Below are 18,789 nucleotides of genomic sequence, written 5' to 3'. Positions count from 1 at the left end.
AAATGGTAAAGAAACTTACATTAATTGGTGCATTGTTAACTGCTTCACTGGCAGGAGGATTGACTTGCAGTGCTGCCGAGATACTACAGACAACAAATTTTGAGAGCGGAGTAAACTTACCTTGGCATATTTCGGAAAGTAATGAACAAAACTCTTGGTCGGGAATAAAGGATGGTAAATATGTAGTGCATATGGAAAGTAAAGGAACCAACAAATGGGATGTGCAGATAAGGCATCAAGAAATATCAATAGTAGAAGATCATACTTATACTGTAAAGTTTTCTTTGTCGGCAACCAAAGATTGTATGATATATGCAAAAATCGGTGATAAGGGAGAGCCTTATGGAGAGGTTTGGAACAACAAATGGATGCCATTTAAAGTTAAAGCAAATGAAATACTTTCAGTCACAGACACATTTGTTGCAGATAAGGATTATGATGATGCGGAGTTTTCTTTTCATTTAGGAGGAGAGTTAGCTGGTGCATTACCTTATGATATAAGCTTCATATCAATGTCATTAGATGATCCCCAGTTTGAGCCAACACCCACACCTGCTCCCACACCGGCTAGAAACATAAGGGTAAATCAGCTGGGTTATTATCCAAATGCTGCAAAAAAAGCTACATTAAAAGTAAAAAGTACACAGACTTCATCGGTTGATTGGCAATTGAAGAATAGTTCCGGTACAGTTGTTGCTTCCGGTACTACAAAACCCTTTGGTTTTGATGAGGCATCTGATGAAATAGTTCATATAATTGACTTCTCAGACTATAATACGCCCGGTAAGGACTACCAGCTTTATGCAGGGAGTGAAACAAGCTTTCCATTTGATATTGGTATTGATATGTACTCGCAGATGAAATATGATGCACTAAAATATTTTTATCATGCCAGAAGCGGTACTGAGATAAAAATGCCTTACTGTGTTGACAGTAAATGGGCTCGTCCTGCAGGACACACTGATGATGTTGCGGTTTTAGTTACTGGAAGAGGCTATAATGGACCTGAGACTATTAACGGTACTGGTGGGTGGTATGATGGCGGAGATCATGGAAAGTATGTTGTTAATGGTGGATTTGCACTGTGGATGTTGCAGAATCAGTATGAGCACTCAAAGAAAAGTGGAGTTGAAAGTATCTTTGAAGATAATAAATTGAACATCCCTGAAAGCGGTAATAATATAAATGATTTGCTGGATGAAACTCGCTGGGAAATGGAGTGGATGCTTAAAATGCAGATTCCGGCGGGCTTTGACAGGTCTGGTATGGCTGCTCACAAGCTGGCTGATGAAAAGTGGACTTTAATGCCTAAAAGACCTGATCAGGATACTGAAAACAGGATATACTACCCTCCTTCAACGGCAGCTACACTGAACCTTGCAGCTTGTGCGGCACAAGCATCACGTATTTGGAAGAATATTGACCCTGAATTTTCTACAAGGTGTCTTATAGCATCACAGACAGCATATCAAGCCGCAAAGGCAAGCCCTTCTATATTTGCATCTTATGGACAGGAATCGGGAAGTTTTACGTATGGAGATAACTATGTTGAAGATGAATTTTACTGGGCAGCGTGTGAGCTTTATGTAACAACAGGAGAGGAAGAATTTCTGGCAGATTTGAAGGGATATAAGGACAGTCTTAAGATACCTGAAGTTCTATCAGGTGAGTATAAAGGATTTGCAGGATGTTTTGATAGTCGTTCTGCAGGAGGATTAGGAACTCTTACACTTGCCTTACATAAGAAAGATGAGTTTCCAAATGTGATAGACAATTTTAAAAATGCAGCTGATACATTTATTGCAGTACAAAATAAAGAGGGTTATGGTATACCTCTTTCTTCAAAACGTACAATCGAGTTTATGGGTGAGCAAGAGACTATAGAGGCATACCCATATGCTTCAAATACATATGTTATTAATGAAGCACTTGTAATGGCATATGCATATGACCTTACCAAAGATACAAAGTATATTAATGGCTTAACGGAGTCTATGGACTATTTGATGGGGCGTAATCCACTTATTAAGGCCTATGTATCAGGATATGGTGAAAATCCCGTTAAATACCCCCATCATCGTTTCTTCTGTCCCCAGGTTGATAAAAAGTATCCATCCGTGCCACCTGGATTCTTTGTAGGAGGCCCATATTCGGGCTCTGAGAGTATTTGGCTTTTAGATGGACGTGGTCCTTTAATCGGGAAGGTACTTCCAGTTCAGACTTGTTACACTGATGATATTGATGCATGGGATACCAATGAAGTTAAAATAAATTTCAATGCACCATTTGCCTGGGTGACCTATTATTTGGATGCATTTGGCAAGGAGATTCCTGTTAGGCCTGCATGTACACCAACCAATACTGGAATAATGGTTCCTGAGGACTTTAACCAGGATGGAGTAGTTAATATGGCAGATGTTGTGCTGCTTGCAAAAGAGTTTGGTAATATTATTATTAGGTATAACCCAAAATATGATTTGAACAATGACGGAGCAATAAACATGGCAGATGTTATAAAGGTGGCTATAAAATTTGGATATATATATAAGTTGGAATGAAGATAATGTAACTGCTGAAAATATTATAGATAAATAAGTTGGCTATTTAGATTATGAGGGGGATTCGAACATGAAAAAGAAACTAGCTGTAATTGGGACATCCTTACTGGCATTAGCAGCAGGAGGAGTAACTTGCAGTGCTGCAGAGATGCTTCAGACGACAGATTTTAAAGGTGGCGTAATCCTGCCGTGGAAGATAGCTGAAAGTAATGAACAAAACTCGTGGCAGGAGGTAAAGGATGGCAAGTATGTCGTTCATATGGAGCAAAAAGGAACCAACAAATGGGATGTTCAGCTAAGACATAGAGAAATATCAATAAAAGAAGGGCATAAATATACTGTAAAATTCTCAGTTACTTCAAATAAGGCTACCAAGATTTATGCAAAAATAGGTGATATGGGGGACCCGTATGGTGAAGTGTGGAACAACAAGTGGCAGCCGTATTCCTTGAAAGCAGGAGAAATACTTGATGTAGAAGATACTTTTACAGCTGATAAAAACTATGAGCTTGCTGAGTACGCTTTCCACCTTGGTGGAGAGTTGACAGGGCTACTGCCTGTGGATATTAGCTTTATATCTATGTCGCTTGATGATCCGGATTTTGTACCTACACCAAACCCAACACCGACACCATTTAGGGATATCCGTGTAAATCAGCTTGGTTATTTTCCAAATAGCATTAAAAAAGCCACGTTCAAAGTGCCTGTTGGGGCTAACACGGCTGTATGGAATTTAAAGAACATTGAAGGTATTGTTGTTGCATCGGGTAAGTCTATTCCCTTAGGCATTGACCATGCATCGGGTGATTATGTACATATAATTGATTTTTCAAACTTTACAACACCTGGTAGAGGTTACATACTATCATCAGGTAATGCCGAGAGTTTACCGTTTGATATCGGAACTGACATGTACTCACAGATGAAAAATGATGCATTGAAATATTTTTATCATGCAAGAAGCGGTATTGAAATAAAAATGCCATACTGTGCTAATAGCAAATGGGCTCGCCCTGTAGGACATCCAAATGATAAGGCTGCTCTTATTACTGGAAGAAATTACATCGGACCTGAGACTATTAACGGTACAGGAGGGTGGTATGACTCGGCAGATCATGGCAAGTATGTTGTTAATGGAGGTCTTGCATTGTGGGTATTGCAGAATCAGTATGAATATTCAAAGGCAAAAGGAATTGAGAATGCCTTTGACGATGGTAAATTGAACATACCTGAAAGTGGAAATAACACAAATGATTTATTGGATGAAACTCGCTGGGAAATGGAATGGATGCTAAAAATGCAGATTCCTGAAGGGTTTGACAGGTCAGGAATGGCAGTACACAAGCTGGCAGGCGAAAATTGGACTAGGCTAGGAACAAGGCCTGATCAGGATACTGAAAAACGCATCTACTATCCACCTTCAACAGCAGCTACACTAAATCTTGCTGCATGTGCAGCACAGGCAGCAAGATTATGGAAGGATATTGATTCTGATTTTTCACAGAGATGTCTTACTGCATCCAAGTTAGCTTATAAAGCAGCTAAAGAGAACCCATCCATATTTGCACCCTATGGACAGGAACCAGGAAGTAATACATATGGAGATAATTATGTTGATGATGACTTTTATTGGGCAGCTTGTGAACTTTATGTAACAACTGGAGAAGCCGGATACCTGAACGATTTGAATGCTTATAACGATAGTGAGAAGATGCCTGTTGTTTTAACCGGAGAATATAATGGTATACAGGGATGCTTTGATAGGTGTGCTACAGGAGGGTTGGGAACTCTTACCCTTGCCCTACATAAACTATCTGAATTTCCAAATGTTAAAGAGGGCATAAAAAATGCTGCTGATACCTTTATAAATATTCAAAATAAAGAGGGCTACGGAATTCCTTTTGCCGAAACAAGTTATATTAATGAGTTTGCGGGGCAGCGGGAAATGGTTACCGGGTATCCATATGGTTCAAATGCATATGTAGTTAATGAAGCACTTGTAATGGCTTATGCATATGATCTAAGTGAGGATGTAAAATATATCAATGGTTTAACTGAGTCAATGGACTATTTAATGGGACGTAATCCATTATTTCAAGTGTATGTATCCGGTTATGGTGAAAATCCTGTAAAATATCCACATCACAGGTTTTTCTGTCCACAGATTGATATCATATATCCTTCAGCACCTCCTGGATTTTTAGTTGGAGGTCCAAATTCAGGTGCATATTATGACATGCAAGGTGGGTGCTCTCCTAATACTAATGTGGCAAAAACTCCTTCACAGAAATATTACCATGATCATGTTGAGGCTTGGGGCACAAATGAAGTAATGATAAGTTGGAATGCGTCATTGGCATGGGTTACAAACTATCTTGATGCCTTTGGCAGGCAAATTCCCATGCAGCCAGTCAATACACCAACTTTAGAAGTTGTTGTAGAAGACATCAATAAGGATGGAGTTGTTAACATCTCGGATATTGTGATAATTGCAATAGCTTTTGGAACAACTCCTGACTGCAAGGATTATAATGCATTGGCTGATTTGAATCAAGATGGTGCAATTAATATGGTTGATGTTGTGGCAATTGCCAGAAAATTCGGATACGCATATAGTTTAAAGTAGAATGAATTTTATTTACACTAACGTTGTTTAAGGGGGCTTAAGAATGATGAAAAAACTGGCTGTATTAGGGACATCCTTACTGGTTTTGACGGCAGGAGGGATAACGTGCAGTGCTGCAGAAATGCTTCAGACCACAGATTTTAAAGGTGGCGTAAGCTTGCCGTGGCACATAGCGGAAAGCAATGAACAAAACTCATGGGCACAAGTAAAGGATGGCAAATATGAAGTGAACATGGATCAAAAAGGGACCAACAAATGGGATGTTCAGTTACGACATAGAGAAATATCAATAAAAAAAGGGCATACATATACCGTTAAATTCTCAGTGACTGCAGATAAGGCTACCAGGATTTATACAAAAATCGGTGATCAGGGAGAGCCATATGGTGAAGCATGGAACAACAAGTGGGAACCGTATTCATTAAAAGCAGGGCAAATACTTACTGCAGAAGATACGTTTACAGCAGACAAAGATTATAAGATTGCTGAGTGGGCTTTTCATCTAGGTGGAGAGCTGGCAGGTTCGCTGCCTGTTAAAATAAGTTTTATATCCATGTCACTTGATGACCCGGACTTTATACCAACTCCAAACCCTACACCTACACCATATAGGGATATTCGTGTAAATCAGCTTGGATATTTCCCGAATAGTGTTAAAAGGGCAACGTTTAAAGTATCTAGCGGGTCTGTTGGCCCGACTGAATGGAAATTAAAAAACAGTGAAGGTGATGTGGTTGCAGTTGGTAAGACTATTCCCTTCGGCTCTGATCATGCATCAGGTGAAAATGTACATATAATTGATTTTTCCAGTTTTACAACACCGGGCAAGGATTACCAATTGTCTATAGGCAATATCCAAAGTTTTCCGTTTGATATTGGGATTGATATGTATTTACAGATGAAATATGATGCACTGAAATATTTTTACCATGCAAGAAGTGGAATTGAAATAAAAATGCCATACTGTGTTGATAGTAAATGGGCTCGTCCGGCAGGACACCCTAATGATGAAGCAGCACTTATTGCTGGAAGAAACTATTCGGGTCCATCATCAATTAATGGTACAGGAGGTTGGTATGACGGTGCGGATCAAAGCAAATATGTTGTAAATGGAGGCCTTGCATTGTGGTTAATGCAAAACCAGTATGAACACTCAAAAGCAAATGGTTTGTCCGATGTTTTTGGTGACAGCAAGTTGAATATACCTGAAAGTGCCAACGGAATAAATGACTTATTGGATGAAAGCCGCTGGGAAATGGAGTGGATGCTGAAAATGCAGATTCCTGAAGGCTATGAAAGGGCAGGTATGGCAGCAGACAAGCTGGCTGGTGAAAAGTGGAACATGCTCCCTTTAAGACCTGATCAGGATGAACAAAGACGAATATACTATCCGCCTTCAACTGCTGCCACCTTAAACCTTGCTGCATGTGCAGCACAAGCAGCACGTATTTGGAAGGATATTGATCATGAATTTTCCCAAAGGTGTCTTATGGCATCACAGACAGCATATGAGGCTGCAAAAGCAAACCCAGCCATATTTGTACCATACGGAAACGAGCCAGGGAGTATAATGTATGGAGACAATTACATTGAGGATGAATTTTACTGGGTTGCATGTGAGCTCTATGTAACAACAGGAGAATCCGAGTATCTGAAAGATCTTAGGGGTTATAAGGATAGCCAGATGATGCCTTATAGTTTATCAGGATTATTTGATCATTGTTGCGGGTGCTTCGATTATTGCACTACTGGAGGATTGGGAACGCTCACATTAGTACTTCATAAATCATCTGAATTTCCTGAAGCAAAGGAAAGTATAAAGAAGGCTGCTGATAACTTTATAGGTATTATTAATGGAGAAGGTTACGGTATTCCTTTACGTGAATCGACCTATGAAGATAAGTTGGGTGTTAGAAGCGATGTAACAGGCTATCAACATGCATCAAATTTCTATGTTATTAATGAAGCAATTGTTATGGCTTACGCATATGACATAAGTAAGGATATTAAATATATAAATGCATTAACGGAATCTATAGACTATTTGATAGGGCGTAATCCTTTATATAAGGTGTATGTGACCGGGTTTGGTGAGAATTCGGTAAAGTATCCCCATCACCTCTTCTTCTGCCCTCAGATTGACTACAATTATCCATCTGTTCCTCCAGGATTTCTTGTAAGCGGTCCGGACTCAACTACAAATCTTGTTTATTACGAAGGAGGATTTATTCCTAAAGGATTTCCTCCAGCTCAGAAAAGCTACCTAGATCATGTTGAAGCATGGCAGACAAATGATGTGAATATAACCTATAATGCATCTTTGGCTTGGGTCACCTACTATCTGGATGCATTTGGCAAGGATATTCCCATGCAGCCAGTAAGTACTCCCACTAATACACCAACTCCAGAAGTTGTTTTAGAAGATATCAATAAAGATGGTACTGTTAATATTTCAGATGTTGTTTTGGTCGCAAAAGCATTTGGCACAACCTACGACAGTATAAATTATGATCCACTGGCTGATGTTAATAAAGATGGTGTTGTTAATATGGTGGATGCTATAGCAATTGCCGGCAAATTTGGTTACACCTATAGTCATAAGTATAGTATTTGTTATTGATTGGGAGGGACTAAGAATGATGAAAAAGCTGGCTGTATTTGGGACATCTTTTCTGGTTGTGCTTGCAGTAGGGATAATGTGTAATGCTGCGGAGCTTTTGAAGACTACAGATTTTAAAGGTGGTGTAAGCCTGCCGTGGCATATAAGTGAAAGTTTTGAGCAGAACTCGTGGTCAGAAGTAAGAGATGGTAAATATACAATACATATGGATCAAAAGGGTGTTAACAAGTGGGATGTACAGATAAGACATAGAGAAATCTCAATATTATCTGGACATAAATATAATGTAAAGTTTTCGGTAACAGCCAAAAAGGACTGTATGATTTATGCAAGAATTGGTGATATGGGAGAGCCTTATGGTGACCTTTGGAATAACAATTGGCATCCTTATAATTTGAAAGCGGGCGAAACACTGAATGCAGAAGATACATTTGTTGCTAACAAAGACAGTAAATATGCGGAATTTGCTTTTCATTTAGGGGGTGAGCTGGCTGGGGAATTGCCTAATGAAATAAGTTTTGTATCCATGTCTCTTGATGATCCGGATTTTGTTCCTACACCAACACCATCACCTACACCATATAAGGATATCCGTGTAAATCAACTTGGATACTTCCCAAATGGTATTAAAAAAGCAACACTGAAGGTGGCTAGCATGACTAATCAAGCCGTTGGGTGGAATTTAAAGAACAGTGAAGGTGATGTGGTTGCATCAGGTAAGACTATTCCTTTTGGTCCTGATCACGCAGCAGGCGAGACTACACAAATAATTGACTTTTCAAGCTATACTGTACCGGGCAAAGATTACAGGCTTGCGGCGGGCAATGCTGAAAGTTTCCCATTTGATATAGGAACTGACATGTATACTCAGATGAAAAACGATGCATTAAAATACTTTTACCATGCAAGAAGCGGAGTAGAAATAAAAATGCCATACTGTGTTGAAAGCAAATGGGCTAGGCCTGCGGGACACCCTAATGATCAGGCTGCTCTTATTACAGGAAAAAACTACATTGGTCCATCCTCAATTAATGGTACAGGAGGTTGGTATGATGCAGGGGATCACGGTAAGTATGTTGTTAACGGAGGCCTTGCATTGTGGATAATGCAGAACCAGTATGAGCATTCAAAAGCAAGTGGACTGGAGGATACCTTTGGTGATGGTAAGCTGAACATCCCTGAAAGCGGAAATGGTACTAATGATTTATTGGATGAAAGCCGCTGGGAAATGGAGTGGATGCTGAAAATGCAGATCCCTGAAGGCTATGATAGAGCGGGTATGGCAGCAGATAAGGTAGCTGATGAAATTTGGACTACACTTCCTTTAAGGCCTGATCAGGATAAGCAAAAACGTATATACTATCCTCCTTCAACTGCTGCTACATTAAACCTTGCTGCATGTGCAGCACAAGCAGCACGTATTTGGAAGGATATTGATCCTGAATTTTCCGAAAGGTGCTTTGCAGCATCACAGACAGCATATGAAGCCGCAAAGGAAAACCCAGCTATATTTGCACTATCCAAAGAAGTGTATGGAAGTACGATGTATGGGGATAATTATCTACAGGATGAATTTTACTGGGCTGCATGTGAACTTTATGTTACTACAGGAAACCCCGAATATCTATTAGATTTAAAAGAATATAAAAACAGCCTGAAGATACCTTTTAGTAATGGTGACGGAGAATATAACGGTATACCTGTATGTTTTGATTGGTTCGCTACGGGAGGATTAGGCACACTTACACTTGCACTTCATAAATCATCTGAATTTTCGGATATTAAGGTAAATGTAATAAACACTGCAAATGCTTTAATATCAATACAAAAAAATGAGAGTTACGGTATTCCATTGGCTGAAACAACTTACATAAATGATTTTTATGGCGGAAGTGAAGAAATATCAGGTTATCCGCATGCATCAAATTCCTTCGTACTCAATGAAGCAATTGTTATGGCCTATGCATATGATCTTAGTAAGGATATAAAATATATTAATGCTTTAACAGAGTCTATAGACTATTTGATGGGGCGTAATCCGATATATAGGGTATATGTGTCCGGATATGGGGAATATCCCGTGCAGCATCCGCATCACCGATTCTTCTGTCCTCAGTTTTTTATTCCTGATTATATTGATACCATTTATCCATCAGTTCCTCCAGGATTTATTGTAGGCGGTCCATACTCAGGAATACATGATCCATGGGCAAGTAGTGGGAATCCGTTTAAATGTGCATCTCAGCAAGATTATCTTGATTATCCTGAATCATGGGATACAAACTCGGTATCCATAAGCTGGAATGCATCTTTGGCATGGGTTACCTACTATCTGGATGCATTTGGGAAGGAAATTCCCGTTCAGCCATTCTATACTCCTACTAATACACCCACTAATACACAAACTCCTACGAACTTTAGAATTCCAGAAGATCTAAATAATGATGGAGTTATCAATATGGCAGATGTAGTTATAATTGCCTTTGCATTTAACAGTACTTGGGAGACTGATCTAACTTGTGATTTAAATAATGATGGAGCGGTTAACATGACGGATGTTATGAGGTTAGCCTTAAAATTTGGGGTTGTATATAGAAAGTAATAGATCTATTCCATAACGTAAACATCATTTCACAACAAAACAAATAGCATTTTATAATACAAAAACTCACTGGTTATCGGTGAGTTTTTTGTCGCCTAAAATTCTACCGCAATTTTGCCTCGTTTTTACTGATCCTTAGTGGGTAATTATATTGTAGAATATAAATATATAAATATAGAATTATCAACAGAAAGGAAGTGTAAAATGGAAGCCAATTGTGTTTCAAAAGACTTTTTTTCATTAGGAACTGTGAATTCCATTAAAATTTATAATTGTGATGATGAAGAATTGATTGAACGTGCGATAACGAGGGTTTATGAAATAGATGACTTAATGTCTGCGTATAAATTGGACAGTGATATTTCAAGGTTAAACAGAAATTCAGGTAAAGGATTTATTGATATACATCCTGATACATTTAAGGTTTTAAACCGTGCCATAGAATTTTCACAAGTGTCTTCAGGTGCTTTTGATATTACAATACGTCCTTTGGTTGAGCTTTGGGGCATTGGAAGGAAAAAGAATTTCATTCCTCATGAGGATGATATTAATAGAATAAAAAAGCTTGTTAATTATAAGAGCGTTGTGCTTGATAAAATCAGATGTCAAGCATGTCTTGATATTCCAGGCCAGGCTGTTGATCTTGGGGGGATTGCAAAAGGATTTGCCGCTGACGAAGTTAAAAGAATTCTTTTAGAAAGTGACATTGAGAATGCATTGATAAATTTAGGGGGCAATATTGTCACAATTGGAAACCGTCCTGACGGCAGAACATGGCAGATTGGCATACAGAACCCTCTGGAAGTAACAGGCAGCTTCCTTGGCATTTTGACTGTTACAGATAAAACCATTGTTACATCAGGGTGTAATGAAAGATTTTTTATGAAGGATGGTATTCGATATCATCATATACTTGATCCACGAACAGGAATGCCTGCTAAAACTACGGCTTTAAGTATTACCGCTATAGCTGACTGTTCCATGGATGCAGATGCACTGACAACAGCATCATTCATTCTGGAAAACGGTTTTAGAGGGGATGGGCTGGACTTAGTCAGGAAGCTTGATGCCCAAGTAATTATAATAAATTCCGATGGAGAAGTATTGATAACTGATGGATTAAAGAGAAATTTTAAAGTTAGGAGCCGGTGCTATGAAAAAGAATAAAATGTTTTCAACGATACAGCTCATAAGATTAATTGTACAAACAGCATTTTTTATATTTCTGCCAGGCCTTTATGTTAATGCCTTTACAGGCATACGGGAAATTTATACGGGACTTATTCATCAAAATTTCAGCCTCGGTGGGTACCTTCCACAGTTGGTAGGTGTTATTGCAGTAGTCCCTGCAACAATATTGTTAGGGCGTTTTTTCTGCGGATGGATGTGTGCTTTTGGAACGATGAGCGACATGCTGTATTATATTTCCAGAAAGGTTTTCAAAGTCTCCTTCGAAGTTAATGAAAAAACCGACAGGGTATTAAAATATCTTAAGTTTATAATTCTTGGCTTTCTTGTAATTGTCGTATGGAGCTTAGGGGTATTAAATCTTGGCTCAGCAAGTCCCTGGAACGCTTTTGGTATACTCGCAACCTTTGGTAAAATCCCTGATTTTTCTTATGTGGTTACTGAATTTACAATAGGTTTTTTAATATTATTGGCGATTGTTGCAACATCTTTTTTCGTAGAACGCTTTTTCTGCCGCTACTTATGTCCGCTAGGTGCTATTTTTACAATTATATCAAGATTCAGACTTATAAAGATAAAGAAAGCGGGACAGTTATGTGGTGTTTGCAAAGCATGCACTAAAAGCTGCAGCATGGCTATACCACTATATAAATATGATAAAATTAATTCAGGAGAATGTATCTACTGCTTCAATTGTATTACTGTATGTCCACGCAGTAATGCAGGCGTAAACATAGCAAATGAAGAAATTCGTAACAGTGTTGCTGCTGCGATGGCAGTTGCATTCATGTCTGGCTCATATTTCACAGGCAATCTGGCTGCAAAAGCAATTGACGCAAATCATGTGAATAAAGTAGATAATGTGAATACAAATAATACAAATAATACAAATAATACAAATAATACAAATAATACAACTGAATCTTCAGAAATTCCTTCAAAATCAACCGGCAGTATTTACAAGGACGGGACTTATGAAGGTTCTGGTTCAGGGTTCAGAGGTGCTACTACAACTGTTGCTGTAACATTAAAAAATGACAAAATTTCAGATATCAATGTTATATCTCATGGAGATGATGAACCATGGTTTAATCCTGCATACAGCTCTGTGACTAGCCAGATATTAAGCACACAATCACCAGATGTTGATGCTGTCTCAGGAGCTACCTACAGCAGTATGGGAATCATGGAAGCAGTTTCTGATGCATTAGAAAAGGCTAAAGGAGGATTGTCAGCACCTTCACAAGAAAAATCACAAGAAAAACCTGCAGGCAGCATTGAAGAGAATACATCTGATAGTTCTCAAATGAATCCCGGTAATGAGAAGCAGCATGAAAGAAGGAGCAGAAGAGGGCCGAAGCATTAAAGCTAGAGCTATTAGAGGCAGGGTCAATAAAGCACAGGCCTATATCTATCAGGAACCTGTACTGTTGTAATGGCGAATGGATTTACTCCATACCAATAAAGAAAGCCCTAAAAAGATTATGCTCATAACAGGTGTGAGGAAGCCATAGAGAGCATAGTTACCTCCACGAAGCATAAAAGCTGCCGGGAAAAAACCAATCAATGCATACGGCAATACCCATGTGAAAACAAAGCGAAGGGGCAGGGTAAAAATGTCTATTGGATATTGACCGAACTGGCTCATCCAGACTACTGCCGTAAGTGCAGAAAAGGCATTTACGAAATAGAAACAGAGGCATACTATTATAAGCTGCATACCGAAGAAAAGTACTAAACTGCTTATAATGGCTACAGGTAGATAAATTATACTCCACCAGGGAAGATGAAGAGCAGGGAGGGAAGTCATAATGGCACCTATACCTACCAATGATCTTCCAACTGCATAAATATTGACTCCGGTCTCTGCGGCAATCTGAATAATCAGGGGTTGTGGACGTACAAGCACCTGATCCATTCCACCATAACGGATGTAGTTAAAAACCATTGACGGTGCGTCCATCACTGTATATCCGAGGTTTCGGGTCAGTACTGCGAACCCCCAAATAAAGAGCATCTCATTGAAGCTCCAGCCTTGCAGTTGCTTGATGTTGGCGAATATTACAGATAACAATAGCAGTGTGGATCCGTCATGAAGCATTGCTGCTATGGCTGAAATGGTAAAATCAGCTTTATATAAGGACCATCCCTTTATACGCAAGCGGTGTCCTGTAAAAAGGTATGATAAACTGTTTAACACTTTTTTAACCTCCTTGTATTTCAAGTCGTCTGCGTGCCTTAAGCCACAACAGCCTGGTCAAAAGAACCAGACCTACACCCCAGGCAAATTGTATCAGGATGCTGGGTATAATGGCGTTTTCTTCAATCTGTCCTACATAGATAGCCAAAGGTGTGTAAGCCATATCCTTAAATGGAAGAACAAGAACCACCTTTTGCAGCCAGCCTGGAAAGAGTGACAGGGGAACCATTGTTCCAGCCAGGATTTCGATGATGGCCATTTTGGCATAGCTCAATCCCCATACACTTCTGGTCCAGAAAGCCATAATTCCGATTAAAAAATCAAGGGAAAAGACCAGAAAAAATGCACCTAGAAGGCTGATAATAAAACCAGTAGCTGCTGCCGGTGATGATGGCGGATCTATATGGAATATGAAAAATGCCAATAGGTAAGAGGGCAGTGATACAAATAAGGTGTCCATGATGAATGAACCAAAGGAACCTGAAAAGTTTAGCATTTGATAGTCAGTAGGTCTGACCATATCCAGAAGGACATCACCACTTCTTATTCCATGCCCTATACGCATTAATACATGTCGCTGTCCAGGCCGGCCGAAGCTGAATGCCTGACCCAGACACACATATGTAACTAGCGACTGGAAAGTTATGGTTATGGAGGTGCTGCTTTTATGTATTGCAGACCAAAGAAAATATACAAGTGCCATTGTCAGCATTGACCAGATAATGGAGGTGAAGAAATTGAAACGGTAGGCCATTTCTGACTTTAAGGTGACTGAAACAATTCCGCTGTGCCTTATAAAGGAATCACTGATAAATTTTAATTTCTTATTAATCATAATTTGTTCATTCCTTAATATATATTTCGCGTATAATCTCTTCAAGATCAGCCTCTTCTACGGTGAGATCCTTAACTGGATAGCTGTTTACTATGTAACGGGTTATATCGGAAGCACTGATATTTTGGGGATTGAAGCTAATTGCAATGCTTCTGTCTTCTCGTAAATTAATTTGTACACTAGTATCAATCTTACCGAGAGATTCTATGATATCTCTATATTGAGAGTCTTCATCAAGAGAAAAGAGAACCCGCCTTAAGTGACAGTAGCGTTGTTTTATTTCTGAAAGGGTTCCGTTATATATAACATGACCTTTATCTATTATGATCATTCTTTGGCATAGACGCTCAATATCAACTATATCGTGGGTTGTAAGTATAACTGTGGTGCCTCTGTTTTTGCAAAGCTGCAGTATGAATTCTCGGATTTTTTCCTTTGCAACAACATCTAGGCCTATAGTTGGTTCGTCCAGGTAAACAACCTTTGGATCGTGCAGAAGAGCAACAGCTAATTCACATCGCATACGCTGCCCTAATGACAGCTGCCGTACAGGGCGGTTTTTGAACTCATCCAGACCCAGAAGAGTTGTATATTCTTCCAGATTTTCTTCAAAACGCTTTTTGGGTATTGCGTACATCTTCCGCATCATCTCGAAACTGTCCAAAGCCGGCAGATCCCATAATAGCTGGCTTCGCTGGCCAAATACTACCGATATCTTTCTAGCATTATGGATTCGTTCCTTTTGAGGTACAAGACCGTCAACAATAATTTCACCTTCAGTAGGATGCAATATACCAGTAAGCATTTTTATGGTAGTTGATTTGCCTGCACCATTGGGTCCGATATATCCTACCAATTCTCCCGGAGCAATTTCAAAGGAGACTTTGTCTACAGCTTTAAATTCTTCATATTCGGTGGAAAAGAGATTTCTGACTGTACTCATAAAGCCTGTTTTTTTCTTGGCGGTGCGAAAGGTTTTACTGAGATTTTTAACTTTGATGATAGGTTCTGTTGAACTCATGATATGTCTTTCCCCCATGTTCATTATGGTGTAAAACTTACAAAATATAAATTAGAAATGCCTGGAAGACATGGTGCCTGTAAGAATGGAATATAGATGCAGGCACCATAGAAATTATATCAAAAAGTAATAAGATATGCCATATATATGAGTAAATTATTAATATATTTAATAACATTAATGAAATTGCTTAGGAATTACTTTGCAGAGTATATCTATCATAATGTCTATTTCATTTTTTGTAACAATCAACGGCGGCATTAATCTAATGGTTGATGGCTTTGGAGAATTAATAATCAAACCTTCCTTAAGGCATTCCGATACAATCTTGCTACCGTTTTCATATGGTAAATCGAAGGCGATGAGAAGCCCAAGACCGCGAATATTCTTCAAGCTGCACTTTTCTTTAATCCCATTCAAGCTGTCAATGATATACTGGCCTTGAACCAATGCATTTTGTGGCAATTTCTTGTTAATGACTTCATTGACAACAGCAAGGCCAACTGCCATGGCAAGAGGCTGCCCGCAATATGTACCTCCCTGGTCTCCAGCATCAAATATATTGAGTTTTTCTTTGGTCAGCATAGCAGACAGTGGAAACCCTCCGCCAATGCCCTTGGCGAGTGTCATTATATCAGGCTCAATTTTGTAGTGTTCATATGCAAACATTTTTCCGGTACGGCCAATACCTGTTTGGATCTCATCAAATATAAGCAAGATGCCCTTGTTATCGCACAATTTCCTTAAATCCTTTACATATTCTTCATTTAGTGAATAAACACCGCCCTCTCCCTGAATGGGTTCTAGCATAATGGCACATGTATTTGAATCTACGGATTGGTAAACAGCATCAATATCATTGATAGGAACGTGTTTAAACCCTGAAACTTTAGGTTCGAAAAGTACATCCCAATGTTTTTTGCCTGTAGCAGACATGGTAGCTAGGGTCCTTCCATGAAATCCATTTACAGTTGTAATTATTTCAAATGCCCCATTAAGGTATTTTGCTCCATACTTTCTTGCAAGCTTTATTGCACCCTCATTGGCTTCGGCACCGCTGCTGGCGAAAAATACCCTGTCAAAACAGGAGATGTTTGTGAGTAATTGAGCAAATTCAAGCATAGGTTTATTAAAAAATGCAGGGCTTGCATTAATAAGCAAGTCAGATTGATTTTTCAAGGCTTTGCTAATAGCTTCAGGACAATGACCCAAGCATGTTACAGCCCATCCGCCAATGAAATCCAGATACTTTTTTCCGCTGCTGTCCCACAAATACATTCCCTTACCACATTCCATGACAATTTCAGGCCTCGCTGCCGTAAATAGAATTGACTTTGCTAATTCCGTTAAATATTTATCCACTTTAATCACCCCATTATTATTATTGCATAATTATACAATACAATGAATAATTATGCAATAATAATTAATAGGGTGATTATGAAATACAAAATGATGAAAAAAGAGACTGTGCATTTTGCATCAGCCCCCTTGAAATTTATAGCGTAAGTAATTTTTCATTCATGCGTTATTCCATTGATGTATTTACCCATGTAGCAATATCATCAATTACATAAAGCGGAACATTAGCTTTAGTGAAATATTCCTGGGGTGTGCCTTGACCTTCACCCTCTGTATACATATGATTGAGTTTTGGATAAAGCTTGAAGGTTATATTTTCTCTCTCGGAAAGTGCATCCTTCCAACCGCTGAAATCTTCCTTGACTGTTACCTGATAATCCCTTTCACCTTGTAAAATCAACATGGGTTTTGTGACTTCTTTTGCCATCTCTGTGGGGTTATAAGCTTTCATATCAGCCCACCAATAAGGAGTACCCATGGCATAACCTTGCGGAGGATTTTCGGGTGAGAAGTTATCTGACTTAATTAAGTCATTTTGAATCTTCATGAAATCCAACTGTTCCTTAGTTGCCATATTTAAATTCATCAGGTATTCATACTGCTGCACCAGTATATCTCCCAAAAACCTTGAGGCACCGCTCATAATAACAGCACCTTTAAATACCTTGGAATCCTTGCCGGTAATAATTCTTGGTATAAGCAAGCCGCCCTGGCTGTGTCCCAATACAAAAATATTGGATGGATCAATTATTTTTTGTTTTGCTAGAAAGCTGGCAGCGACAAATGCATCATCGATCGTCTCATCTTTAACAGTCACTTTGTTTATTAATCCGAACTTAAGATTATGTTCTGAGGATCTTTTTTCATATCTGAAAGTTGCAATATTTTTTGCTGCAAGACCTGAGGCCATATCGCGAAAGGGTTTTAATGGACCTAGAGTCTCATCTCTGTCATTTGCACCTGATCCGTGTACAAGTATAACTACCGGAAATGGTCCCTTTCCTTTTGGTACTGTCAAAGTACCGGGAAGCTTCCAATCTCCCGAACCTATGACTACTTCTTTTTCTATGTAGCTGTCAGGTTTATCATATTCAGGGGCCTTATATGGGTCGCTTGGTGTTACAGTTTTTAGCATTATATCATCTATAAAACCGTTGTAATCAAAGCGTATAATATAGTCAAACTGCCCAACAGTAGGGGAAGAATACCTTATTGATATGTTTATATGTACCCCGTTTTTGCTGGAAGAAATATTTTCCTGTTTTATATTGCCTGCTGATTTTAGTATCATAGCCTGTTGTTTTATTAGTTCAGGTGTTAATACACGTTTCAGGTTTTTATTATAAAATGCAAGACATTCGGCAGTATCTTGTTTTTGAAGATATTCCACATATTTTACTGACAATATCTTGAGACAGTCTTCAAAGCTCATTTTTGTACCTAATGTACTGTTAATGATGGATAATGGTACCATTATTCTGCCGTGTTGGCACTTGACGGCTTTGCTCAAAATAATGTTTTTTCCATTAACTATGGCTTTGTTGCTGCCGCTTGTAACTCGTAAGGTCTTTTTCCCTTTGATTGCAGATGCAGTAGAGGAGTTTTTATCCCATTTGATTTCAGCACCTTGTGAGATGCCTATAAGCTTAAGTGGAACGATTTCTGACTCTTGTTCTGCATTCCCAAAAGCTGAGTTAGTGAAGCTAAGGGTAAAAATTGTTGCAATGATAATAAAAGAGATTAATTTTTCCTTGTTTTTCATACTAGTTCACATTCC

At 38.9% G+C, this 18,789-nt stretch carries 11 protein-coding genes; 6 read left to right on the top strand and 5 right to left on the bottom strand.

The window, feature by feature from the left end:
• Positions 1-2 precede the first annotated feature (2 nt).
• The 6 genes from Bccel_RS17375 to Bccel_RS17350 all read left to right on the top strand — a co-directional run bounded on the left by Bccel_RS17375 (position 3) and on the right by Bccel_RS17350 (position 12,960).
• A complete protein-coding gene (locus Bccel_RS17375; RefSeq protein ID WP_036938565.1) occupies positions 3-2,558 on the top strand; it encodes a glycoside hydrolase family 9 protein in 2,556 nt (851 codons plus the stop codon).
• Between the two features lie 70 nt (positions 2,559-2,628).
• On the top strand, positions 2,629-5,184 hold the full coding sequence (locus Bccel_RS17370) for a glycoside hydrolase family 9 protein (RefSeq protein WP_036938562.1): 2,556 nt from the start codon (positions 2,629-2,631) through the stop codon (positions 5,182-5,184).
• A gap of 43 nt (positions 5,185-5,227) precedes the next feature.
• A complete protein-coding gene (locus Bccel_RS17365) occupies positions 5,228-7,804 on the top strand; it encodes a glycoside hydrolase family 9 protein (protein WP_050753593.1) in 2,577 nt (858 codons plus the stop codon).
• Between the two features lie 16 nt (positions 7,805-7,820).
• The gene (locus tag Bccel_RS17360; RefSeq protein WP_036938559.1) at positions 7,821-10,406 is read left to right on the top strand and encodes a glycoside hydrolase family 9 protein; all 2,586 of its coding nucleotides are present in this window, start codon (positions 7,821-7,823) and stop codon (positions 10,404-10,406) included.
• A 204-nt stretch (positions 10,407-10,610) separates the two neighbouring features.
• A complete protein-coding gene (locus Bccel_RS17355; protein WP_050753591.1) occupies positions 10,611-11,573 on the top strand; it encodes an FAD:protein FMN transferase in 963 nt (320 codons plus the stop codon).
• Positions 11,560-12,960 carry a 4Fe-4S binding protein gene (locus Bccel_RS17350; RefSeq protein WP_050753590.1) on the top strand — a complete coding sequence of 467 codons (1,401 nt, stop codon included), beginning with the start codon at positions 11,560-11,562 and terminating at the stop codon, positions 12,958-12,960. The genes Bccel_RS17355 and Bccel_RS17350 overlap by 14 nt, the downstream gene beginning before the upstream one ends.
• Before the next feature lie 48 nt (positions 12,961-13,008).
• On the opposite strand, the gene Bccel_RS17345 is transcribed toward Bccel_RS17350, so the two are convergent.
• The 5 genes from Bccel_RS17345 to Bccel_RS17325 form a co-directional block, all read right to left on the bottom strand.
• Entirely contained in the window at positions 13,009-13,794 is a 786-nt protein-coding gene (locus Bccel_RS17345; RefSeq protein WP_036938553.1) for an ABC transporter permease, read from the bottom strand.
• Positions 13,795-13,798: 4 nt separating this feature from the next.
• The gene (locus Bccel_RS17340) at positions 13,799-14,629 is read right to left on the bottom strand and encodes an ABC transporter permease (RefSeq protein ID WP_152966040.1); all 831 of its coding nucleotides are present in this window, start codon (positions 14,627-14,629) and stop codon (positions 13,799-13,801) included.
• A gap of 7 nt (positions 14,630-14,636) precedes the next feature.
• On the bottom strand, positions 14,637-15,650 hold the full coding sequence (locus tag Bccel_RS17335; RefSeq protein WP_036938547.1) for an ABC transporter ATP-binding protein: 1,014 nt from the start codon (positions 15,648-15,650) through the stop codon (positions 14,637-14,639).
• Positions 15,651-15,827: 177 nt separating this feature from the next.
• Positions 15,828-17,012 carry an aspartate aminotransferase family protein gene (locus Bccel_RS17330; protein WP_036938543.1) on the bottom strand — a complete coding sequence of 395 codons (1,185 nt, stop codon included), beginning with the start codon at positions 17,010-17,012 and terminating at the stop codon, positions 15,828-15,830.
• Positions 17,013-17,178: 166 nt separating this feature from the next.
• Entirely contained in the window at positions 17,179-18,774 is a 1,596-nt protein-coding gene (locus tag Bccel_RS17325) for a stalk domain-containing protein (RefSeq protein WP_036938540.1), read from the bottom strand.
• Between the last annotated feature and the right edge of the window lie 15 nt (positions 18,775-18,789).

Origin of the sequence: Pseudobacteroides cellulosolvens ATCC 35603 = DSM 2933 (assembly GCF_001262605.1) — a bacterium.
GTDB classification, from domain to species: Bacteria; Bacillota; Clostridia; order Acetivibrionales; family DSM-2933; genus Pseudobacteroides; species Pseudobacteroides cellulosolvens.
The sequence above is the reverse complement of the archived record's forward strand: the minus strand, read 5'-3'. Positions and strand labels throughout refer to the sequence as shown.